This is a genomic window from Acidithiobacillus sp. TH-A36 (assembly GCF_057473445.1).
Genome location: NZ_JBYCKP010000523.1, coordinates 1 through 21,803 on the forward strand (window position 1 = coordinate 1; position 21,803 = coordinate 21,803).

26 protein-coding genes and 1 pseudogene are annotated in these 21,803 nt (G+C 54.1%); 2 read left to right on the top strand and 25 right to left on the bottom strand.

Annotation, left to right across the window (positions count from 1 at the left end; all coding sequences use genetic code 11):
* Positions 1-81 precede the first annotated feature (81 nt).
* The 25 genes and pseudogenes from AC2VLY_RS13130 to AC2VLY_RS13250 all read right to left on the bottom strand — a co-directional run bounded on the left by AC2VLY_RS13130 (position 82) and on the right by AC2VLY_RS13250 (position 17,896).
* Complete coding sequence (locus tag AC2VLY_RS13130) at positions 82-1,842, bottom strand: DNA cytosine methyltransferase (protein ID WP_486922432.1); 1,761 nt, start codon at positions 1,840-1,842, stop codon at positions 82-84.
* Between the two features lie 135 nt (positions 1,843-1,977).
* Entirely contained in the window at positions 1,978-2,346 is a 369-nt protein-coding gene (locus tag AC2VLY_RS13135; protein ID WP_486893356.1) for a hypothetical protein, read from the bottom strand.
* A gap of 51 nt (positions 2,347-2,397) precedes the next feature.
* Positions 2,398-2,859 carry a hypothetical protein gene (locus AC2VLY_RS13140; protein ID WP_486893357.1) on the bottom strand — a complete coding sequence of 154 codons (462 nt, stop codon included), beginning with the start codon at positions 2,857-2,859 and terminating at the stop codon, positions 2,398-2,400.
* 53 nt (positions 2,860-2,912) lie between these two features.
* Positions 2,913-3,929: a hypothetical protein gene (locus tag AC2VLY_RS13145; RefSeq protein WP_486893358.1), complete on the bottom strand. Its 1,017-nt coding sequence runs from the start codon at positions 3,927-3,929 to the stop codon at positions 2,913-2,915.
* The gene (locus AC2VLY_RS13150; RefSeq protein WP_486893360.1) at positions 3,910-4,638 is read right to left on the bottom strand and encodes a lytic transglycosylase domain-containing protein; all 729 of its coding nucleotides are present in this window, start codon (positions 4,636-4,638) and stop codon (positions 3,910-3,912) included. The genes AC2VLY_RS13145 and AC2VLY_RS13150 overlap by 20 nt, the downstream gene beginning before the upstream one ends.
* Complete coding sequence (locus tag AC2VLY_RS13155) at positions 4,635-5,333, bottom strand: hypothetical protein (RefSeq protein ID WP_486893361.1); 699 nt, start codon at positions 5,331-5,333, stop codon at positions 4,635-4,637. Before AC2VLY_RS13155 ends, AC2VLY_RS13150 begins: the two co-directional genes overlap by 4 nt.
* Positions 5,334-5,351: 18 nt before the next feature.
* Complete coding sequence (locus AC2VLY_RS13160) at positions 5,352-5,540, bottom strand: hypothetical protein (protein ID WP_486893362.1); 189 nt, start codon at positions 5,538-5,540, stop codon at positions 5,352-5,354.
* 23 nt (positions 5,541-5,563) lie between these two features.
* On the bottom strand, positions 5,564-6,163 hold the full coding sequence (locus tag AC2VLY_RS13165; RefSeq protein WP_486893363.1) for a hypothetical protein: 600 nt from the start codon (positions 6,161-6,163) through the stop codon (positions 5,564-5,566).
* Positions 6,164-6,255: 92 nt separating this feature from the next.
* Positions 6,256-6,813: a hypothetical protein gene (locus AC2VLY_RS13170; protein ID WP_486893365.1), complete on the bottom strand. Its 558-nt coding sequence runs from the start codon at positions 6,811-6,813 to the stop codon at positions 6,256-6,258.
* Positions 6,814-6,832: 19 nt separating this feature from the next.
* Positions 6,833-7,141, bottom strand: a complete 309-nt coding sequence (locus tag AC2VLY_RS13175) for a hypothetical protein (protein WP_486893366.1) — start codon at positions 7,139-7,141, stop codon at positions 6,833-6,835.
* 11 nt (positions 7,142-7,152) lie between these two features.
* A complete protein-coding gene (locus AC2VLY_RS13180) occupies positions 7,153-7,674 on the bottom strand; it encodes a hypothetical protein (RefSeq protein ID WP_486893367.1) in 522 nt (173 codons plus the stop codon).
* Between the two features lie 16 nt (positions 7,675-7,690).
* Positions 7,691-8,407, bottom strand: coding sequence for a hypothetical protein (locus AC2VLY_RS13185; protein ID WP_486893368.1), 717 nt, complete (start codon positions 8,405-8,407; stop codon positions 7,691-7,693).
* 62 nt (positions 8,408-8,469) lie between these two features.
* Positions 8,470-9,165: a hypothetical protein gene (locus AC2VLY_RS13190; RefSeq protein WP_486893369.1), complete on the bottom strand. Its 696-nt coding sequence runs from the start codon at positions 9,163-9,165 to the stop codon at positions 8,470-8,472.
* Between the two features lie 32 nt (positions 9,166-9,197).
* Entirely contained in the window at positions 9,198-10,547 is a 1,350-nt protein-coding gene (locus AC2VLY_RS13195; protein ID WP_486893370.1) for a DotG/IcmE/VirB10 family type IV secretion system protein, read from the bottom strand.
* A complete protein-coding gene (locus tag AC2VLY_RS13200; RefSeq protein WP_486893371.1) occupies positions 10,540-11,646 on the bottom strand; it encodes a DotH/IcmK family type IV secretion protein in 1,107 nt (368 codons plus the stop codon). The genes AC2VLY_RS13195 and AC2VLY_RS13200 overlap by 8 nt, the downstream gene beginning before the upstream one ends.
* Positions 11,647-11,673: 27 nt before the next feature.
* Entirely contained in the window at positions 11,674-12,360 is a 687-nt protein-coding gene (locus AC2VLY_RS13205; RefSeq protein WP_486893372.1) for a DotI/IcmL family type IV secretion protein, read from the bottom strand.
* On the bottom strand, positions 12,350-12,655 hold the full coding sequence (locus AC2VLY_RS13210) for a hypothetical protein (protein WP_486893373.1): 306 nt from the start codon (positions 12,653-12,655) through the stop codon (positions 12,350-12,352). Before AC2VLY_RS13210 ends, AC2VLY_RS13205 begins: the two co-directional genes overlap by 11 nt.
* A 77-nt stretch (positions 12,656-12,732) precedes the next feature.
* On the bottom strand, positions 12,733-13,812 hold the full coding sequence (locus tag AC2VLY_RS13215; RefSeq protein WP_486893374.1) for an AAA family ATPase: 1,080 nt from the start codon (positions 13,810-13,812) through the stop codon (positions 12,733-12,735).
* Between the two features lie 88 nt (positions 13,813-13,900).
* Positions 13,901-14,611, bottom strand: a pseudogene (locus AC2VLY_RS13220) (ATP-binding protein); the annotation flags it as partial.
* Positions 14,608-15,720, bottom strand: coding sequence for a hypothetical protein (locus AC2VLY_RS13225; RefSeq protein WP_486893376.1), 1,113 nt, complete (start codon positions 15,718-15,720; stop codon positions 14,608-14,610). The gene AC2VLY_RS13225 and the pseudogene AC2VLY_RS13220, both read right to left, overlap by 4 nt.
* Positions 15,721-15,958: 238 nt before the next feature.
* Positions 15,959-16,363 carry a hypothetical protein gene (locus AC2VLY_RS13230; RefSeq protein ID WP_486893378.1) on the bottom strand — a complete coding sequence of 135 codons (405 nt, stop codon included), beginning with the start codon at positions 16,361-16,363 and terminating at the stop codon, positions 15,959-15,961.
* A 119-nt stretch (positions 16,364-16,482) separates the two neighbouring features.
* Positions 16,483-16,899: a hypothetical protein gene (locus AC2VLY_RS13235; protein WP_486893379.1), complete on the bottom strand. Its 417-nt coding sequence runs from the start codon at positions 16,897-16,899 to the stop codon at positions 16,483-16,485.
* A 79-nt stretch (positions 16,900-16,978) separates the two neighbouring features.
* Positions 16,979-17,200 carry a hypothetical protein gene (locus AC2VLY_RS13240; RefSeq protein ID WP_486893380.1) on the bottom strand — a complete coding sequence of 74 codons (222 nt, stop codon included), beginning with the start codon at positions 17,198-17,200 and terminating at the stop codon, positions 16,979-16,981.
* The gene (locus tag AC2VLY_RS13245) at positions 17,193-17,507 is read right to left on the bottom strand and encodes a hypothetical protein (RefSeq protein ID WP_486893381.1); all 315 of its coding nucleotides are present in this window, start codon (positions 17,505-17,507) and stop codon (positions 17,193-17,195) included. The genes AC2VLY_RS13240 and AC2VLY_RS13245 overlap by 8 nt, the downstream gene beginning before the upstream one ends.
* Positions 17,504-17,896 (bottom strand): hypothetical protein, encoded by a 393-nt coding sequence (locus tag AC2VLY_RS13250; protein ID WP_486893382.1) that lies wholly within the window; start codon positions 17,894-17,896, stop codon positions 17,504-17,506. The genes AC2VLY_RS13245 and AC2VLY_RS13250 overlap by 4 nt, the downstream gene beginning before the upstream one ends.
* A 481-nt stretch (positions 17,897-18,377) precedes the next feature.
* Here AC2VLY_RS13250 and AC2VLY_RS13255 point away from each other — a divergent pair, with 481 nt between their 5' ends.
* Together AC2VLY_RS13255 and AC2VLY_RS13260 are read left to right on the top strand one after the other, a co-directional pair.
* Positions 18,378-20,222 carry a ParB N-terminal domain-containing protein gene (locus AC2VLY_RS13255; protein WP_486893383.1) on the top strand — a complete coding sequence of 615 codons (1,845 nt, stop codon included), beginning with the start codon at positions 18,378-18,380 and terminating at the stop codon, positions 20,220-20,222.
* Positions 20,222-21,769, top strand: coding sequence for a UvrD-helicase domain-containing protein (locus tag AC2VLY_RS13260; RefSeq protein WP_486893385.1), 1,548 nt, complete (start codon positions 20,222-20,224; stop codon positions 21,767-21,769). Before AC2VLY_RS13255 ends, AC2VLY_RS13260 begins: the two co-directional genes overlap by 1 nt.
* Positions 21,770-21,803: the final 34 nt, after the last annotated feature.

Here is a 21,803-nt window from a genome sequence, read left to right on the forward strand (position 1 = left end):
TTCAAAACAGTGAGGTGATGATGCGGAAAAAGTTACCATCTTTATTTGTAAGTTACCAACTTTATTTCGTTGTTACCGTCTTTATTTGAATGCCACAGCGGGCGGCGGAGACACGCTGTTTCCACACATACGCACCTGGGCGGATTTTGAAAACTTCCGTCCGTCATGTCCGTGGTCGATGATGTAATTATCTGGAAAGCCCTGGGCGCGATATAGCTCACGCGGATGCAGCATGCGCAGGCCTATATCCACAATGACATACGGGGAGCCTTCGACCTGCACCGTAACCAAGGCTAACCGATCTTTCGTGGTGATCGTCGCCATCGGATCATGCAAGTCTCCCAACTGGCCACCCTCGCCATAATAACGAATCAGAAAAGCCGCTACCCGCAGCGCCCCGGCTTCCTCGTCTGGAGACAAGGCACATTCTATCCATGCACTTTTACCGCCACCGCCTGCCGTAATCGTACCCAACGGATCATCGGCACCATGGCCTACACTGGCCCCGAACTGCCGAGAGAGAAAGGCACTAATAACGCCATGATGTTGGCCACCGGCGCTAATGGTCATCAAAGGATCTTCCACATCCCGCGCATCGCAATGACCGCGCAGATGTGCCAGGTATGCACTCACCACCGCATGTTTGACACCACCTGCCACGACAGTCCCCAGAGGGGCTTCAATATCCAATGAACGTGGTGCTTGCCCTGCCCTTTCTCCGTATCCGGTTTGAACCATGATCGGGCTGATAACACCCAAGGCATGAGGCGCACCCGCTGGACGCTTGGCGTTTCCACCAGAAGTGATCGTCGGCATGGGCGCATCCATGGGATGACCTACACTATCACCGCGTAGCTTGGCCAACACGGGCGAAGAAATGGCAAATGCTCCCCCTTTCGGATAGGCCGTTATGGTGCGCAACGGCTCCTGGGACGAATTGCAAGTATCTTGTCCGTTATAATGGGCAATCGGTACAATAAACGGGTTTGCGCTTTCCAGAACGTATTTTTTGAGACCCCGCGCAATCCGCCTCAAGGTCGCCTCGGCTAGAGGCTTTTCCCGATCAAAGATAGATGGGCACGGAACCGACCAGTCGATACATTCGGCTGCAGCTCGCCAGCGTTTTTTGCCCTTCGTTTTCACCTTGGTATGGGTAGGCTCCGGCCAGCGAATCGACTCACCATCACAGCGCGCCACCATAAACAGGCGTTCTCGCGTTGTCGGTGCGCCGAAGTCGGCCGCACAAAGTATTCTCCACTCTACCGCATAGCCCATGGCGCGAAGCTGAGACACAAAAGCCTGCCAGGTCCGACCAATCCGTTTCTTGTCCGGCACCAAATATTGCTGACGGATCGGGACCACTTCACCCGGTTCAGCCACTGTCCCATCCAGTTTCAGTACACGACCTGTGGCCTTGTCCCGCTTGGCCACCAGTGGCCCCCACTGAAGGATCTGTTTGACGTTTTCCAGCGTAATGACGCGCGGCATGACCTGACCAGCCCATCGCTTGCCGACCCAAGAAAGGGCTCTTGTTTTGCGATCTCGTGGTTGACCGCCTGACGCCTGAGAATGGTGCGTACAGTCAGGGCTTAAATGCAAAAGTCCTACGGTTCGACCATCACTGGCTTCGTGCGGATCCACTTCAAAAACATCACCGATGTGATGCGCGGTCTGGGGATGATTGACCTGGTGCATGGATATGGCCTCTGCATTGTGGTTTACCGCCACGTCCACATAACGACCGATAGCCTGTTCAATTGCCGTGGACATGCCGCCACCGCCAGCAAACAGATCGACGGTAATTTCCTCGTTGATGCCAAGTATGAATTGCGCATTCAGCATGGTTGCCCCCTGATAGGTATCAAATCACAACATATCAATATGTTGAACCGTTACCGGGTGCGTGTCAACGCTAACACAAAAAAGGCACCACATTTATGCAGTGCCTTCATTCAGTGCGTATCTTAATCCGCTTCTTCAGTCGTCATGATGACTAATCGCGGCACCAATGGAATGAGCCGTGTGGGGGATGTAGTTCCAGTGACCGCCGGTATGACGTAACTGAATCTGAACTTCTCCCATAGGTCCATGGAAATCACAGGTCCAGCGCACAATGCCCGTTTTCTGGCATTTCACGTGATGCACATGCGGTTCTATTCTGCCGAGCCAGAACTTCTTGGCACTTGTGTAATCCCCTTTCCAGTCGCCTCTCTCCAGGGCGTTTCGCTGCGCCATGCCTTTCATCACATCCGTTTTGCTCGGACCACTGGGCGCACTGGAACATCCCGCCAGCCCCAGAGCCAGAACCAGGGCCAATCCCCCTGTTATGTATTGTGCGGTTTTCATCGTTTCTCCTTTTTAACGGTAGAGCGGTCGCCGAATCCTACGCGGCGGATTTCAGGAAAGGGTGATGGTCGTGTGATACATCGTATCGCCTATCCGGTTTTCCAGATGCACCGTCGGCTGTCTCCAGGCAATTGTGCGCGTGGCCACAGAGGTCTCCAGCTTCGGTTTCTTGGTCGGCTTACCTGGCGTCAGAACAATCATGGAGGAAGATTTCGGCTCGGTAATCGTCAATTTCACGAGAAAGGTGTCGGTACCGGCAGGGGACACCTTCAGCAGATATCCGCTGTGGTTACTCTCCGAAAAGGAAGAAGACTGCCCGCCCTTCTTCAAGCTGATCGCCATGTTGTGCTTCGCAAAGACCTGTCCATCCTGGGTGATGACATAATGCAGGGTCTCGACCACAGGCGCTTTCCATGTGTGGACATCCGTATTGGTGGACGAGGTGGCTGCCCATGCAGATGCTGGTAAAAGGGCCAACACACACAACGCGATAATTTTACGATTGGTTTTCAAAATACACTCCTTATGTTACGCGGTTAAAAAGAGGATGAATGCCCTAGTCTGTATCAGGCTTTTCCTCCGGGAAGCGGGTAATACAATGTGCCGCCGTTTTCCATCCAGATACGAGCCAACTGGATCTCTTTGGCCGTAGGGTGTCTGGACAGGCTAAGTTTCCAGCCTTCGCGCACCGCTTTCTGGAAGTTGATCACCCGCTGATCCCATCCAGCCCGAATGATTTTGCCGTTGGGTCCGATGGTCAGGGGCGTTTCCACGGCAGGATGTACATCCTTCACACGCACGCCATGGTTGTGACAGACGGCCACGGGATCAGGGACGGATTGCACGGTTTTTAGCGGCGTTGTTTTCACCGCAGGATAAAAGGGCAACGGCATGGGACGCCCCTTATCTTCCGGTTTTTCAACAGCCGTAAGCGGATACGTTGTCTGGATATCAGAAACCGCCGTATCAACGGGTTTCCCTGCAGGTAACAGAGGACCACCTGGCTGTATAACAGGCTTTGCTGGCTTTACACCCACTACAGCGGGCAATGCCTTGATCGGTCGCGGCGCAATGCTCAGGACGTTGTACCCCCACCAGAGCGTTCCTGTGTAGCCCTCTCGATGCAGAACCTGCTGCAGAGGCGCGGTCCATGGACGGCCATGACAGGCGTACCAAGTCGGGATGTCCAACAAGGTTCCGGGCTTGGCATAGAGGCTCCAACCGGGAGGTAATAACCGATACAAGACCTTGTTCAAGGATCCCTGCCCATCGCCATGACAGGACCAGGCGATGCCCGCCCCTTTCTCAATCAACGCCGGAGCATGGGTAAATGCTTTGTCATAGCCCTGCAGATACGGCTTTTGTGGCGCGGCACCAGGGCCAGGCAGATAGACAGAACTGCCCGCACTACCCGCAGATTCAGTCTCTAGCGGGCGACCGACATATTGAAAGGATGCCCAGGACGCCATCGACGTAGATACGAGAACGCCTGTGACAAAGGCTATCCCCATACGCATCTGACAACGACGACGATTTCCCGCTTTTTCAGGGTTCATGACGGATTTAGCTTTCGGCTTTCTCATGGCTTCTCTCCAGACGGTAATATTTACTGAGCACCGCAGGAACATACGCCTGCGTCTGCTGATAAGGGGGGACCCCACGATAGGTCAGCACGGCCTGAGCGCCCGCGTTGTAGGCGGCAAGAGTCAAAACAGGGTTGTCATGAAACTCCCGCAGCAGATGCGCCAGATACTCCGCCCCGCCCATAATGTTCTGAGCAGGATTCCAGGGATTGGTTACGCCATAACGCGCCGCTGTGGCCGGTATTAACTGCATGAGCCCCATGGCCCCCTTGTTTGAGCGTGCTTGTGGGTCGCCATCACTTTCCTGCAGCATGACCGCTGCCAGCAATCTTGATGGCACGCCCGTGCGCTGTGCGGCAACATCCAGCAGATGGGCGATGTTTTTGACGGGATGTTCCTGCCAGGCGGCAACAAGCCCCGTTACCTGTGGCGTTATGGTCGGTTGTGACGGATTCGCCTGTCCCTCCTGCGCGAGTACCCAGGCCCCTGCAGCAATGTTCCACTGGGGCATGCTCTCGATCTTCCAGAGCGGGAAACCTGCCTTTTTCAGCACCGGAAACCATGCTGCAGGAATCCCCATGGGACCGACCCCAGAGGGTTTTTTAGAAACCGTCTCCAGCACATTCAGAATGCGTCTGACGGGCACCCGATAAGCCACAGTCGCCGTCTGGATCGCCTCGGGAAGCGTCATGTCGTGGAGCAACATCATTCTGGAACCTGCTCACCGGCAGCAAGTCGGGCTTTGTCGTATGGGGCCGCGCGACGCTCCAGAATGTCGGCCATTTCTGCTGCGCCACAGTTTCTGGCCTCCTGCGCCGCCTTCCGCAACAAAACCGGATCGCGGCTGGTCAACACGCTGTGCCAGGATAGTTCGCGGACGATCCCCATACCAAGGTCTCCGCTCGTTATCCCCCATTTTTGGTACGGATGGATCCTGGGCGGCGTTGATGCCGGGTATCGCCGGTATAGGGCCTGGAGAGCACGATCCATCAGTGCAAAGAGGATCTCCAATACCAGCAATGGACTGAGGGCCATCACCGGAACACTCCAGCCATGCAGGTTCGTCCATCGGAGCAGCGCGACGGCGATGAAAGGGAACAGGAGATACGCTGTGGTGGAACTGCTCCAGTCCGGCCCCAGCCTCGTGTCCGGTAGACCATATCCACCGCCGACAACCATCAGGAACAGCGCCGAGCACCCAAACGGGAGGACCGCTGGTTCCATAACGGTTGACCATGACGACAGGGTCAGCATGTGGTTGAGGCCGGGCGGCAACATCCGCCAGGCATTCCAGGCAAGCAACGCCGCCACCGGCCATCCGGCCAGTCGCGCCCAGGTCGTTTCTGTCCAGCCAGTCGGTATCACGCTGAAGCTATCAGACAAAATTTTTGAAAGCGATTTCATGACCATTCCCCGGCGCGGTCAGTGACCGTCTGGATGCTCCTTTTCCTGAGAGTCAACGGCATCATCACCCATCTCCTTTAAACCGCTTCCCGATTCGCTGATGTCTACAACGCCAATACGCGCGGAATAACTGTCCTTGAGTAACGGCAAAATACTCGCGATACCCATGCCTGTGCGGCTACATGAATAAATAACGTGATGTTCCATGATGTGTTCTCCCGTTTAATGGCTCATGCCATGCCAGGAAATGGCAGGCCTATGGCGTTGTATAGGTTTTCAATCTCAGTGGGGGATAGCGGGCGTCTTCCCCGTTCGTAGTCCGTATAGACATCGATAGCACCCGCCACCGCATCATAGGATCTCCATGATACCGTCCTGCCAGAGGGCATAACCATTTCCATAAACCCCTCATTAGCCGGCTCTCTGCTGGTAGTGTGCGGAATACTGGATTCCATGATGGCTTCAGGGGTAAATAGAATAGAAAATTCATCCGCAATACTAATGCCGTTATTGGTTTCTGATACGAAAATCATGTGAACGAATTCCAACCGTACTCCGGGTACAGCTTCTTTCAGGATGGCATTGACCAGCACATCGCGGCCCTCATCGGCATTGGGGTAAAAGGTGCTTGGTAACTTATCTGTCTGTATTACCACTATCGCTATATGCGAAATATGAAAACTCTCCTTATTCATGCGCAGCATGGTGTAAGACACCGCGCACGGTCGCCGGTCTATTCCTGGAAACATCCGTGGTACAAACAGCGGCGGGTTATAAATCTGCTGATAGGATATTTCTGATGCGGGTTCCGTAACTTCTGTATTATCCATTCTGTACGCCTCCTATTGATCCGTGAGTTGATTAATACCGCTGGTACATCTTTCTGGGCTTGTGCATAGGGTGGATGGTCAGAGCCAGCATTTTATTGCCGGACCAGTGTTATTTTTGACAATGCCGGAGTCGGCCCGAAAGGTTTTTTTGCAGGCCGTTCCACATAGCTGAGGCGCAGGGTATAGGCCCCTTTATTGACCCATGATCCCGTATATGGATGGGCAGATTCCTGCAGGACCACGGGGAAAACCAACACCGGACGGGACGCGGTTCCGCTACTTTGATGCCGCGCCGTCTGTTTCAGACGAAAGCTGTTACCGCGCAGCACGGCCTGGGGGATACCCAAATGATACAGCAGCTTTTTAAAGTCCTTTTGCGCCGCAGGAAGCCCCGCATATCCCACCTCATTAATGGCGGTCACCAACGCCGCTTTGGATGCGTCCGGGTTTCCTGGAATGGCCGTAATCTGAAACGGGGCTAATGGACCAAACCGATGCAAAAATTGTGGGCTATTCACGACCTGCTGCATGGTCATAGACCGGATGTTTTGCGCCTGTGCTGCCGACCAAGGGGCAATCCCTGCAGAGAGCATCATCACGCCCCCTATCCACCAGACCGCGTGCCGTTTTTTCAGAGGGTTGCGTTGCATGTTTTGCTCTCCTTAGCCTTTAGTGTCTAATCCGGTAACGTCTGCGTTCGAGACTTTCCAATATTGACCGATACATCATTTTGGTCAGGTCTGCGGCCATCCAGCCCAAGAAAAAAATAAAGGGCGCAACCATGACCGATACCACCACCATTTCGTAGGTTCTATTGGCCTGCTCTTTCGTAGGCGGGGCCATTCCTAAAACCACATGGACCAGGAGACCACCCCCTACCCCGAGCATCAGGAGCAGCAACAAACCCAAAAAACCCGTCAGGACACTGGCTTTCCATGGATTGGGGATACGGGAGAGAAAGAGGCTTTTATGCGTCATTCTGGGCGATGTCAGACTGGCAAGACCAAGCCAAAGGTGGCGCCAATCGCCTGCGCCGTGGCCACACAGACGGTGGCCATCCCACCGCCGAGAATGTGTATGACGCCCTTCTTGGCGCTAACCCCCTGTCCAGCAGTACCGTTGCCCACTTCCCGCAGGATCATGAGGCCACGCACAATAGCGATCCAGCCTACGACCTGGATAAAGTATTCGATGGCTTCCACTGCCGTGGTCATACCCTGTCCGCCAGGACCGGTATAAGCCAATTGCTGCAAGCTGGTATGAGATCCCGTAAACAGCGAGTTTTCGACATGCCAGCCGAGCGACGGGATGGCGATCAGTGCCGCACCCAGTAGAATCTGTGAGATCACCGACTCTTTGGTAATGCGGGCGTCGTACATCGAATTGCGACCGCGCCAGAGACCATTCCCCACATAATAAAACCCCAGGATATACGAGAAGTCCTGCAGTAAAATCAGGGCATCCGGAAGCTGATTCCGGAGATTTTCAATCATCGTTATGGCGGTAATCATTCGTTAATTGCTCCTTTTAGAAACCCAACCATCCAGCACTGGTTTTAACGCCATCGGGCGTCACGGCTATGATCGTCATCCCGGGCAGATGCTCACCCGCCCGGGCAATCACGGTTTCGCCATCCGGATTGGTCAACCAGGCTTCGGTTTCCCCCATGGATTGCAAATGGTATCCCGCGACCTCTGAGCGGGTGGCTACCGACTGATCCGCAAAAGGATTGTGGGCATCGGCCCTGACCTGACGAATACGTTCCTGCAAGTGCCGCTCCGCTACCATGTCGCGTTCCTGCATCTTGCCCATATCATCCGATAGTTCCTGAACCTCGCCCTGAATCTGCAGGACTTCCTGGTGCAAGGCGGTCATATCTCTAGCGATGGCCTTTGTCGCGGCTTTGCTGGTATTCGTCGTCGGAATGATGGGGGTAACCTCCCCTTCGGAGACCGATTGCGGGGCAGCCTGTCCATCATCACGGCTCCCCATACTGATGGATGCAGGGGTCGCCGTGGCTGATGGCGGAGTTGCCGCCGCCACAGGAACCGGTGCAGCAGGAGCCGGAGCCTTATTCTGCGCGGCAGGCAGCGCACTGGCCGGGGCAGCAAAGGCCGCAGGCGCGGTTTTGTGCGGTGCCGTTGAATCCCCACCGATAAGATGGAATTTGTAGGCCATCATGCCCGCGATCACCACCACCACGACGCCAATGATGATGTTCATTTTCTGTGCTTGCCAGTCCATTTTATGCACCCTCGTTTTTCATGAGTTCGTTGAATAATTACCGCAAAAACCCCTCGTACAAGTTACTTTTTGCTGCTTTCGTTCGGCCGGTTAAGTTCTTGCATGTCGCGGTGAATGATCGCCATGAGACGCTCATACAGATTGGCTTCCTTATCGCTAAGCCCCATAATTTTCCGCATTTGTTCAAAACTGTTGCCGTGATATCTTCCGCGCACCCAAATCATAGAAAATGTGCCATACCGATGGGCAATAATTTGGCTGACCTGTTTTTCGTAGAACGCGCGGTCCGTATTTTCCAGTCCGTCCTCCATAATCAGGAGTTCGGCATCACCGCTATCTTCACCCGCTATATGGTTTCCTGACCATTTCTGTGCCCGTCGATGCAGACTCCAGATGCTGTAATTGTAAATCTGTGTACCGATGCAGCAGTTGGGCTTTTCTTCGAGCATCTTGGCCTGATCCAGCAGCTTCAGGCAGATGATGTACATATCCTGGTGTAACTCGGCTTGGTCTCCATAATAAGGTTGACCACGGACCCGCTTGGTTAATGCACTATTGGTGTACTTCAGCACATCCTGGGTGAACTGCATCACCACATTGTTGCTATCAGGGGTTCCTTTCCAAACCGCCTTTCGCGCCGCACAAGCCACCCGGTACGTCCGTGCTATACGCAACCGCGCCGATTCATCCGGCAGATATTGAGGATCAATTTCTGTGGTTTCCGGACAGTCTGGATATTGATCTTCATCGTCGATCAAAGCATTTCCCGAGTTTATCCCATGCGATCTGTCTATCCTTTGGCTAATCCCTGCTCAACCGGCTTCATAAACAGAATACCGACACCCGTTCCGGCCCGGACATGCACGGTCGGTGGCGTATCAAAACGTTTTTCCATAATGGGTGCCAGAACTTCACCGACATTACCCACTGCGCTCGCCGCAATTTGTCCATTGCTCAACTGTTGGGTCACCACACCCACACCACTACCGGACAGATAAGACGTTGTATTCGCATCCTCCAGGGCATTGGTAACCCCTTCCAGCAGCCCCGCACCGATCAGCCATCCATAACGGTACAGGACGTGGTAATTGGTGTAGGTCGACAAGGCGGTACGCGCCGTATCGGTCGTGATGGCTACGGCCTGGATCGAATAGCTCTGGTGATGCAGGGTCATCTCGTTGAACTCGACGGCTACTCGGCCCGCATGACGAACGAATCCACCCAACAGTTTGGCTCCGGCAAAACGTCCGGTGGCTATGGTGGCCATGACGGGACCGGGCTCCGTACTTTTGATGCTGGTATCGAGCGTAGCAAAAGAGATATGGCCGGGCTGCGCCAGAATGACCGGCTGCGGTTTCGTCACATTTCGTGTAGACGTAGACGATGTAGCAGCGGTCGCTTTGGAAGTTACCGAATCGATGAGGCCGGGGAGTTTCGCTGAACTGTTTTCCGTCAGGGCCGAAACGGGGACCATTCCCTTGGTAATGGTCCGGATTTCCTTGTTCATCGCCGATTGATCGGGATAAGCCGCATAACCTGTGCGGACGAGCGGAGCGGCGTGATAATGGTACGCGGGTACCTTTACCGGTTTTGGGGCCACGGTAATCGGCTTCAACGGCTTCAGTTGGCCCATGGGCGGGATATAGCTTTTACCGTGTTCGGCTGCGAGTTGGGCCTGCCGTGCGTCCTGTTCTTCCGCTGCACGCTTATAAGGTGCCGTGACCGCTCCACCGGGCATCCCCGCTCGATGCGGCACAACCGGTGCCTGATCCTTCGGGGCCGGTGCTTTATGGCTGGATTCTGTGGCCAGGTCCAGCAAGCCGAAAATCAGCACGATGATGCCTATGGCGATCAATATCAAAATACCCCGGCGCGGACCATGCCAGGTGTCGCGGACATAACTGGCCAGACCCCGTCGATTTTTCCCCGGATGATTACCCGGATCACTGCTGGCCGTTTGTGCCGTATCTGTTGTGTCCGTTGCACTAGCCGAATCGGAGGTGACCGATGCGGTGTCGCTTTGCGGTACCGAATGGTTCTGGCTATCCGTTTCTGCCGTTTCTAATGAATTGGCCGGAGCGTTACTGCTTGTTTGTGCCGTATTCGTAGGATCCAATGGGGGTTCCTGATGATCATCCATGGTTGTTGGCCTCCCAGTTGTAGCGTTGCAGCTCTATCGTCCGGATCTGGCCATCATGACTTAAGGTCACCACCTTCACGTCTGGCATGACCCACGCCTGAATCCCCGCAGGCCCCTGCATCGTCGCAATCCATGCGGGGGCGATCACCGTACCCGGCGCGCGCAGGAGTAAGCGCTTCCCGCGCGGGCCTTCCCACGACCATGCCGTGACCCGCGACGGATCGCCCAGTACATGCAGCGTTTTGGCCCCGGCCGGAGCCACACCCTGTACCATGCTAAGCAGGGTGTTCGTATAATTGGCGTCTCCCATCATGCCGCCAGCCGGAGCCGGTATCCCCGGTTCCGACGCGTTGATGCGCAGACGCACGGCATAGTCCACAATTCCTCCGCCCGCAGTGCCTTCCGTGCCCGGCAACAAGGCCACCATCAGGGGGACCGATTCGCCTTTCAGGTAGAGTGCGAGGTCGCTCTGCGCATACGGTTGCATATCCGAGATGGCCGCACTGTTACCCGCGACCGAAACCGTGAATGCTTTGGGATTACCCACGGAGTACCGCACAATCGGCCAGGGCCTGCCATAGGCGTCTACGATATTCACCGTCGAAACATAGCCACTTTGCACCGCTACCGATGGCGGAGATCCGACGCCAATCCGGGCATTGATCGTCTCTATACGCGGCTGTGCCGGAGAAAGTGGCGCTTCTGCCGCGCGACGATTGGCGTTGATGGCTTCCCGCAGCTGCGCAATCTGTCCCGCTGACAAAGGCATGGCGGATTTCAAAGTGTCCTTAAATGCCTTGGATTCCGGTAAGGGCGGTAATGGGGCAGGCTTTACCGGCGTGTTCGGAGGCGTGCTCGTGGGGACGTTGCCTGCCGCTGCTGTAGGCCTGTTCACATTCTCTGTCGAGGGCGTCCGATCCACCGTTCGCTGCGCCTGCGTAGGCGGAGCAGCAATGGGTCGCACCGCTGAATTCGCTGGCGTGGCCATATTTTCTGGTTGGGCACCCTCTGGGGTCAGAATCTCCACACCCGCTATTGCAGGCACCGTGGATAAGGTGCTGAGCGATCCCAGGATCAAGGCTATGGTCAACTTGCGCATAGGGTGGTTTCCTTCCATATTTTTTCGTCAATTGGTGTTTTGGGGCATGGGCCCGAAGATGATTGAGTCCACCGCCCAACCGCGCGGGGTTTGCACATTATTCCGACGGACCAGAATTAGTGTCGCCAAGTGATTGTTGGCGTTTTGATAGCCACTCCCTTCAAAGATGATTTTTACGGGCACCTGTACTTTCCAGGCGAAAGTGTGTGTACCCTGCAAAACGCCCTGCTGGACAATAACCGGTGCGCCCGTAATCGCAATGGACATGAATAATCTTTTCCGCTCCAGGGTTTTCATATTGCCATTAGCAAAAAGGGCATTGCGGTACGCCTTGAATCCGGCTGGCGTAAACCATTTATCCGCATGCTCGATGCGCATTCGATAGTCGTGAAAATTAAAATTGAATCCGGACTCCAGGGTTTCTTGGGCGCCCGTCAAGATCTCTCCGGAGCTCAGCAAGGGCTGATCGGTCGGCACCGCCTGGATCAATTTGCCATGGATGGCCTCGAAATATTTTGTGGGAACCGGACGTTCGGCCAGCTTATAGACGGTAAAACCCAGTACAGCCGCTACCACCCATCCGCCTACCGCTGCAAACGCCATCACCTTGAACGTATTACTCCAGGTGGCTCTGGCCAGCACAATCTGCTCATTCGGATGGGTAGCGGGAACGGATGTATCCGCCGCGTTTTTTGCACGCGTTTCAGCGACCATCGGTGGCTCCGTGAGTGGGTAAGTTATAGGTCACCAGCGGCTGGACCATACCGTGTTCCTCCTGGACGAAAGGAACGGTGTGCGGCGTTCTGAACAGGATGAGCCAGACAATGCTGAGAGCCAGGAAAAAAGAGACCACAAAGCCCGACAGGGTGATCGGCCAGATCCAGCGATACAGGGCATGCCAGGCATCCACATCCAACGGGCTATGCCGCAGATCAGAATGCCGCTGGCGAAATTGCTTGAGCGTCCAACGTTTTTTTATCAGTGGTGGAGTCGTCTTGCTGGCGACCATGAATGATTCCTTATGGATTGCGGTTACTTAATTTCCTTATATTCGATAAGAACCTTTTTGCTTTGTTTGTGAAACCATTATCGATGAACTTTTCTTTCTCCCGAGACTTCAGGTGCCCTGAACCCAAAGATTTTCTCCGGTTTCCGACTATCCGGCAGATTTTTCAATGTAGGTCTAAGCTCCTGAAAAGGATCATCTTCAAGATCGTCATCCTGGTAGGCCGTAGCCGTTGATCCGCAGATTCTTTTCAGCGTTTTATGAATTTCTCGCGGTGTTTTGCAGGTTTCGGCAATAGCCTGATGAAGTGATCTGTCGAGGATCGGATCAAAGATTTCACCCCAAGGATGATCATTCAGAATCTGGTCATAAATCATGCGGGTTATTCCCATCCGTTCCTCCAACGTGGGATGTCGGATGGCGATGACCTGCATTCTTGACTGGATAGGCTCGGGGATAGTATCCAACGTATTGGCGGTTGCTATCCATTGAACCTGTGCTGTATTGAACGGGATGGGAAAATATTCATCCCTGAACTCTCGGGCAGTGTGTCGTTCCAGGAGTCCGTAGAGCGGTGCCAGCGCATCATGGGTGTAACCCGATGAGGTTTTGTCTATCTCATCCAGCAGCATCAAGGGATTCCCCTGCTGGCCTTGCAGGAGATGCGTGAAAAGAATCCCCGGCCTGGCATCGCTCCAGCTCATGCTCATCCCCGAGAGCACAAATCCAGCCGTGGTCGTGGACATGGGAATATACCGGTATTCTGTACTCAACAACCGGGCCAGACTCGCCACAAAGTAGGTCTTACCGAGACCGGGATCGCCCAACAACAAGAGTTGCGGGATCTGTAGCGAGGTTTGCGAGTGGTAGGCCAGGTGCCACGCATCGCGCACGATCTCGATCACCGCTTCGAAGTGCGGAAAGGACTTCATCAGAAATCCTTCGATGGTTGCCCAATGCTGTTGGTAGGTCCCCCGCAGCAGGCGATACGGTGACTTTTCGGTCAGTTGCTGGGCTAACGCGAGTAGTGACTTTTCGCTTTGACTGGTCTCCCGTTGTGTGTATCCCGGGATGATTTCGTCCAGAACGTGCCGAATCTGCCCGTGATCGTACAGTTTCAGGTACGGACTTTTCTGTGACAGGAGCAAGTGATTTTTCATGCGTAACGTCTCCGCTTTCTCGGTTACGCTCGTATAGTGCTACCTGTAAGCCTTTATTGCAAGTTTCTCGAATGTCCTGACCACGCACACTGGTGTTTCCTGTCGCCATGGTCATCATTCGCTCCTGCAGCCGATCCCAGACCGGTTCGCTCAGTGAGGGGCGCAGACTTTCCGGGCTCGCATTGCTGATACAGACCGTAGGTAATTCCGCGAGATAGCGCATGTCAATCAACGCAAATACCAGTTGCTGGGTATTATCTGACCAACGAACCTTGTCCAGCTCATCGAGGATCAGCACGGGGATCTGCGCAAACTGGCGGATAATATCCTCTGCACGTTGTGTGGATCCCGGCTTCCAGGTGGCTCTGATCTCGTTCAGCACGGCTCGAAGGCTGTGTACAGAGGCTTTGTTGCCCTGACCGACCAGCGCATCGCAGAGTGCATGCCCCAGATGCGTTTTCCCGGTCCCTGCAGGCCCGTAGAGCCAGAGATTGGTGGCCGACTCACGGAGCATCCGCTGCAGGACTTCGGCCGTGACATCCTGTGCAGGGGTCGCCGTACTGGTGGTCAGATGGGCGTTACGGTAACGCTTGGGAGTCAATGCCAGACGTGCCCTTTGCGCTTCCTCAACTTGGCACCGTGGGCATTTCGACGTGACAGGCCGCAGACTGCCATCGCTCTGACGTACAGCGACCTGGTATCGACCATGGCGTTCGCAGTTGCGATATTCTAGCGCAGAAAGGGATTCTACAGGCGTCTCCAGATGGTGTCTGGCTATGAATTCGTTCAGCATTTTCATGGTCTATCCTCCCCATGAAGCTTGCTCACGATGTTCTGCAGGTCATGGATCAAATCCGGATTGCGATTGCGTAGCCCTGCTGAAATTTGCAAAGCGAAGCCCGTTGCTTCATCCACGGCGAGTGTTTCCAAGACCGGACTGAGACTCGCCATCGCCGAAAACGGGACCCGCGCTGCAGCAGTTGGAGGGGTTGCGGTTTTACCCAGGGCAGAGCGGACGGATTGTCCGACCTGACGATGAGGCTTTCGTGCAGGGGCTGGTGGATGGCCTGTTGGGGCGTCAGCCGAAAAATCCCCAACGCGCGCAGGCGCGCCCGCGTTAGTGGGTATAGTACTACTTTGATTAAGGTTCGGAGTAAACGGATTATTGTTGTCGGCTTTCGCTGTGGGTTCCCTGTCGGAAGTCTGTCGGGTTTCCCGTGAGACCGTTTCTTGAGTGCCGGTATTTACGGGGTTTGAAGCCATAGCCTCGCTGTCGGCTTTGACCCCTGCCGGGCTGTCGAAGGTCTGTCGGGTATTTTCAGGTAAAAAAGAGGTCATTTCCGGAGCAGAATCGGATTTTTCAGCAGGCAGCGGCAGCTCCGTGGCATCGGCCAGTGTGCTGCTGACAAAAGCCCCGGTGGTGGCCTCACGCTGCCGGAAGCGATCCATAGAGACACAGTTTGTTGTTTCGTCGATAGCCTGCTGTATCTCGGCGTGATAGGCCGGTACCTGGGCTTGCTTCTGGGCTTCACTGTAATCTGAGCGAGCCAGCGGCAGAAAAAACATCAGGCGATCCGCTTCCCGGTCGGTGCGGTATTCCAGCAGGCCTGCACCAACCATCTGCCCTACGATTCGTCGCGCTTTGGACACTGTGATGCTGACCGCCTTACGGCCGCGTGCCGAATCCCGGTGCATCCACTGGGTGATCTCTCCCCAGGAGATGCGGCGCTTGCTGCTACCGACAATGCCCGTCGCAAAGTCCATGCGTTTGCGCAGGTTCATGTATAACGGAAAGCCCTCCAGAGGACACTGTTCCAGAGCGTCGTGTTCTTCATCTTCAATCACGTAGCCCATGTCAGCATCCTCCCGATAGCGACCAGCCACAGGGAAATGCACAATCGAATTCATTTGCAATCCTTTTCAGAATTAACATATAATTAACCTCATCTAATTTATGTCTTTGGCCGTCCCTCTGTGGGGTTCGGCCAATTTTTTTATGCCTGCAGTCTACCTGCAGGCGCCTCGGCGTTGTCGAAAAGACACACCTTGAGCTCGTTTATAGCACAGTAAAACCTTTTTATTTTTAGTGCGTTATAACGCTATTTCAGGGTTTAAAGAAAAGGATTTGGCGCGTTGTAAAAAGGTTTTATGAACGCGGATGACTGGGGTGTGCGATGCGCTCCAGCCCCATAGAACAATGTGCCAGATGGATGATGGCCTCTTGATGGCCGTGATGTGGACGCCATATCCAATGTGTGATCGCGCCATTCTGAGCACCGCAAGCTTCAGCAATATACCCATGCGCGTTGACGAGATGACCTGATTGACTGGCCAGGGATTTGACGTGTTCTCCATTGTATAAATCCCATGCGTCCGGTGTTCCCCGTACTTCAGCGCCGATTATGGGCAGAAAGAAGCTGTGGGCGCTGATAGAAACCACCTGATAGGACTGCGACCGTGGGTGCAATGCCCACCATAAAAGGCCCGCAATAACGGCAACCACCAGAATGGCGATGACGATGTACCACTGTTTTCTGGTGACTTTGGGCATGTGAACCTTTTTACTTTCTCAGGAAACCTTTTTATTGCGAATAGCAAGGCACTGATCAGGTCTTGAATCTGCTGTATTGCTCACCTTATGACGTGCGGAATCCTTTTTGCTTTGATCTGCTATGCGCCGCCGGTATCCAAATAGACAGGAGACTCAGCCAGGACCCGAATAACCGAGACCACACTGCGGTATCTTTCGTGCTGCTCGGGATCGTTCCAGTTTCCGGACTCCATCATGTGCCGGGATCGAAGCGCATCCGCATGATCCTGAAGATGCACCAATGCCGTACTGAGTACATCCGGGATGGATGAACTGGAGGGCGGCGGTACCTGCAGTTCCTGTATGCTATTGATCTCCGCCGTGTCCGGGCCGCTTTCGATGACGGCCCGTGTGTCTGTACCCGGAAAACCCATCGGCACATAAAACTGGCACCCCGGGGGCATTCCACGGGTTTCCATGTCTTTACGAAGATACTGCGCGAAGTTCATCACGGATCTCTGCAGGTCCAGTAATAACTGCCGATCAAAATCATCCATGCTCAGACTCCATAACCATCATCATTTGTATCCCTGGTGGTCTTGCCTGGGCCTTGGCCGCTGATGTCTAAATAGACGTTTATGCACAACTGGCCATGATGGCATTTTTCCAAACATCCCAAACCATCGGTGTTGCACGGACAATTCCATATCCACGTTTTTGCAGTTGCCTGGGAGTGGCCCAGAAATCCACACAGGCACCGTCTACATGCAGCATTCTAATGCCGTTGTGCATGTAGATGCCATGGATGCGCATGAGCGTCCCATTGGATCGGCGTAGGAGTCCCAGAGGATTAGCCATGGTTGACCCCCAGCAGGTGATGTTGAACCGCCTGGTTGCAGGATGGTGATGCGTCCAGAATCTCCAGACCGGGACGGCGTGTGTGCCGGCCAAAAAAGGCATGGTACTCACCTGTCAGTGTATCCGTGGTGACGATCAGTCGATGCGTCACATGCTCTACGTAGCATTCGCGGTACTGCTTCTTCATAGGATCTACAGCCACGATTTTGTCCCCTGGTTGAATACCGGCCAGCGAATCGGTTAACGGATGGTTTTTGGGGTCGGGATAAAAACGATATGCGGGCAAGGTAGCAAGATGCGCGTTCATGGGATCACCTTTTCAGTCTGGCCAGGTAAATCAGTAACCTTTTTCAAACGATCCAGACTGCGGTAGTCGTCGGTCTCCAATCTCCCTGGTGATGGGGTTTCCGTGCCCATGAAACGTAACCGACCTTTATCTTCGGCATTGACTTCGATGTATCTGCGCGAAACCGCTACGACCGAATAAGTTATGTCACCCGCAAACTCAGGCGGACGGAAATAGGTAACGATATCGCCCGGCTTGAGATCAGCCAATTCCTTTTGTGCCTGCACATTGGTTTTCTGCAGGACTTCCTGCGGGCTGGGAATGCTCTTGTCCCAATGAAAGCGTCTGGACCAGTACCCAGAGGCCCTATTGCTGGTACCACGTTCATGGATGCCGTAGCGACTGGTCATGACCGCACCGCCTTGATGGCAAGCAGTCCATCGGCAAAGGGAAGTACAGGAATCTGGGCATATCTGGAAAATGAGGGAATGGTCTGCATAAGGTTCTCCTATCGGAAGTTCTCCGACCCGCTTTCCAAACGGGTGACGGAATCTTACGGGTTGGAAAGACCGGGATAGGACCGGCGAGCCGAAGCTCCCCGCAAGACCCGTCATAGATGACAGACCTGCGCGAACAAAAAAACCGCCATTGGCGGCTGTCCGCCTATCTCGGGCTTTCCACACCCGGACACAGAACATCTGTGACCAATTTATGGTAGACCTTTTTGTTCATGATGGCAAACCTTTCTGCTTAGGTGAAAAAACCTTCTTTATGTCCACAAAATGCTTTATTTATTCAGATTAACCTTTTTGTTTTCTGGACATTCTTTTTATTTTGTACTAAAACCTTTTTCAACAGCCACCCAAAAACTCATTTTACAGGATGAAATCTATGGCAAATGACATGATCGGCCTCTTTCAGCAGCCCGCCCGAAACACCACCAAGAACGGGGCCAACTACGGCACACCCTACCAACCAGGCGAAACACCCCTAGGGGAGACACTGGATCCCGGAGAGCTCCCCACCAGTATCCGCAAGAGCTTTCGGCGGCATCCCGATATTGAGGCATTGAGCCTGCTCCCGGAGCGGATGGCTTATGATCGGATGAGCAACGACATCGCCCTCAACAACATCCAGGTCCCCATCATCCTCTGGCGGACTACCAGGATCACCACCGATGAGCGCGAGATCACCGAGTACATTGTGGTCGATGGCTATCTCCGCTTGCGCATTGCCGAGCAGCTCAAAGTCCCTATGAAAAGCATCCCCTGGATCATCAATGAGGACATCCAAACGCTCGAGGAAGCTATCAGTACCGCCATCCGCCTCAAGACGCATCGCTCCCACTACAACGAGTGCGAACGCAAGTATATGATTGGACTGCGGTACCTGCAGGAGAAGAAGCGGGTTGGTGGTCAGTTTGGGAACATGAATGCTGCCATGACAACCGATGTGGATGATGAAGATAAGGAATTAGAACAAAACCAAATCGAGACAGAAAACGATGGTGACAAAAAGTCACCATCGTTTTCGCGGACTGATGAGATGTTAGCAAAAGAGCTTAACTTGAATAGAAGGTCTATCCATCGCTACGCCAAAACCGCCCAAAACATCGAACTGGTAGCAGACGAGATCGTATCCCGCTGGGGCGTCACCAAGGCCGTGGCCGTGCGCTGCTGCACCCAATTGTATATAAAAAAATACGACAAGGACGGCAACGAGCTCGACGCCCGCATGGTCTCCGCCAGCGACTGGGCCGCCCTCAATATCCAGCAAGGTCAACTGGACACCTATCCCCTGCAGATCGTAGATCAAGTTCACGAGCCAGAAAAAAATCCCAATAAAATCAGCCACTACCACGACGAGCGCGAGGAAGCCATCCTTGCCGCCGTCAGGGATGTGGTCACGCCGCCCCGTATGCGGCCGAAAAATGATTACATCGACGTCAAGTTTACTGAGGTTGATCCTTCTGATAGATATGGCTGGGATGACTACACAAAAAGAACAGTATATTTCAAAAGGATGGAACGTAGTAGCGGTAAACCTCTGGAAGAATTGCTTAAAGACCCGGAGTATGCCGCGTGGCGAAAGGAAGCCGAAGACAGGGTGTGTGCAGACTTGCAAAACACGGCCAGAACAAATCCAGACAAAGAAGTACGGCTGGGAGCCCTGAGAACACTGGCAATAAGAGGATGGCCACTACCCACCGACGAGCTCGACCAGCAAGAAGTCGAGGTCCTCCGCAGAACAACCGATCCAAAATACGAGCAGAGTAGTTCGATCACCCATCTCGTGCGCGAGTACCAGCCTAAAGACTCAGGATGGGATAATTACTGTGAGTTGGCTCATGCCTGGGACAAGGCTTTCCGCCGCTATCGGGATACCCTCATTGAGCTAGAGACCGCCGCCGATAAACTACTCGAGGAATCGCGAATCATGGCCGACAAATACCAACGCGGTGAGGTCAAGATGATCGTCAAGGAGCATGGAGCCCCTGCCGCACGCCTTAAAGAGGCTTTTTTGGAGATTGCCAAGGTCCTCTATGACACCACGGCTAACCAACAGTGTCTGGTGGTCAACCGCGATCCCGGTCTCAACACACGCATCAAAAGTAAGGTGACCGAGGCCTACGATTCGTTTAGCGCCGCAGCCCCTGATATTGCAAGTGAAATCCAGGTCGCTAGCCGTTATAAAGAGCATCGGAAAAATCCGATTCAGCCCACCGAAGAATCCTAATGATGTCGGATCAGGTCACCAATGGAAAATCACTGACCCTTGAGCAGAACGAAGCGTTGGCCAACACAGACTTTGCCAGACGCTTCGGCAGGCGTCAGTCGGTCTATCGCGCTTATGCCGGTGGCGGCAAAACATTCATCCTTCTTAAAACAGCGGAACAGCTAGATGACGAAGCCCTGATAGTTGCCTTCAACGCAGCCATTATCCAGGACCTGCAACCCCGGATCAAAAAATTCGGGACACGGGTTAAGGCCATGACCAGTCACAAGCTGGCCAGGGAAAGCCTGCCGGAAGATTATCGTCGATGGGTCAAATCCAGCCTGAATGAACACAACGGCGATCTGGCCGTACCCCAGATCGTGGAAGCCCTCGATTTACAAGACGTTAGTCAGGATAGCTTTGGGTGGCCAGCTGTACAGGTTGCCACACTCGTTAAACGCAGCATCGCCAAGTTCTGCCATACGAATGATACTGTGTTGTCGGCCAGACATATCCCCAATGGCAGAGCGTTTTCCAGTGAAGCGGTGGATATGATATTGCACGAATCTCAACGGCTCTGGAGCGCCTTTGAATCCCTATCCGTGCCGATTACCCATGATGTGTATTTCAAGGTATGGGCCCTCAGCAAGCCGCAATTCAGTATCCCTTATCGGCTGATCGACGAGGGACAGGATACTAATCCCGCACTGTCTGGCGTGCTTTTTGACCAAAAGGATGGCCTGAACATCTGGGCAGGAGACCCCTACCAGAGCATCTATGCCTGGCGCGGGGCACAAAACGCACTGGCAGAAGCCTCAGAGCGTAGCGATTCCGTCACCAGCTATCTGACGCAATCATTCCGGTTCGGTGAAGAAACGGCTGAGATGGCGACCAAGCTCCTGAAACTGGTTGGGGAAACCCGCGCCGTGAAAGGAACCGGGTCCACCAAAATCCAGGGGGTTTTCAAAGAAATTACACCGAATGACTTAGCGCACAAGGTATCTTCTCCTTTTGCATGGATCGCCTTCACCAATGCCGCACTGATACAGGCCGCTATCGTCTGTGTCGATGCCCGTATCCCCTTTCATATTGTTGGCCAAGGTAGCCAGAAACAGATGTTGAGCCTGCTCTACTCCGCTATGGCCCTCAAACGCGGCGAAATCAAACCAGCTGGACCGCTCGGCGTCTACCGATACTGGAGCGATCTGGAAGATGAGGCCACGATCAACCCCAGTGGTGAGGCCGCTAGACTGGTGCGTCTGTCACAGTACCCAGGATTCCATGACGCGGCAGAGGCCTTACGCAAAAGCACCCCTACTGAAGCCGGTGCCAAGGTCATTCTGAGTACTGTACATGCGGCAAAGGGGCGCGAATGGGACCTGGTCGTGCTCGACAAGGATCTCGACGCCAACCGCGATGATGGGGACCGCCGCCTGTATTTAAGTGCGTCAGGAGACCTCGTCTTTGATGACTGTGAGGATATCCATATGCGCTACGTCGCCATTACCCGTGCCCGCAAACGCCTGGTGATGGCCTGCCCCAACCTCTATTACTGGCTGACCCATTAAAAAGCCTGCGGATAACCACTAACAACGCCCACAC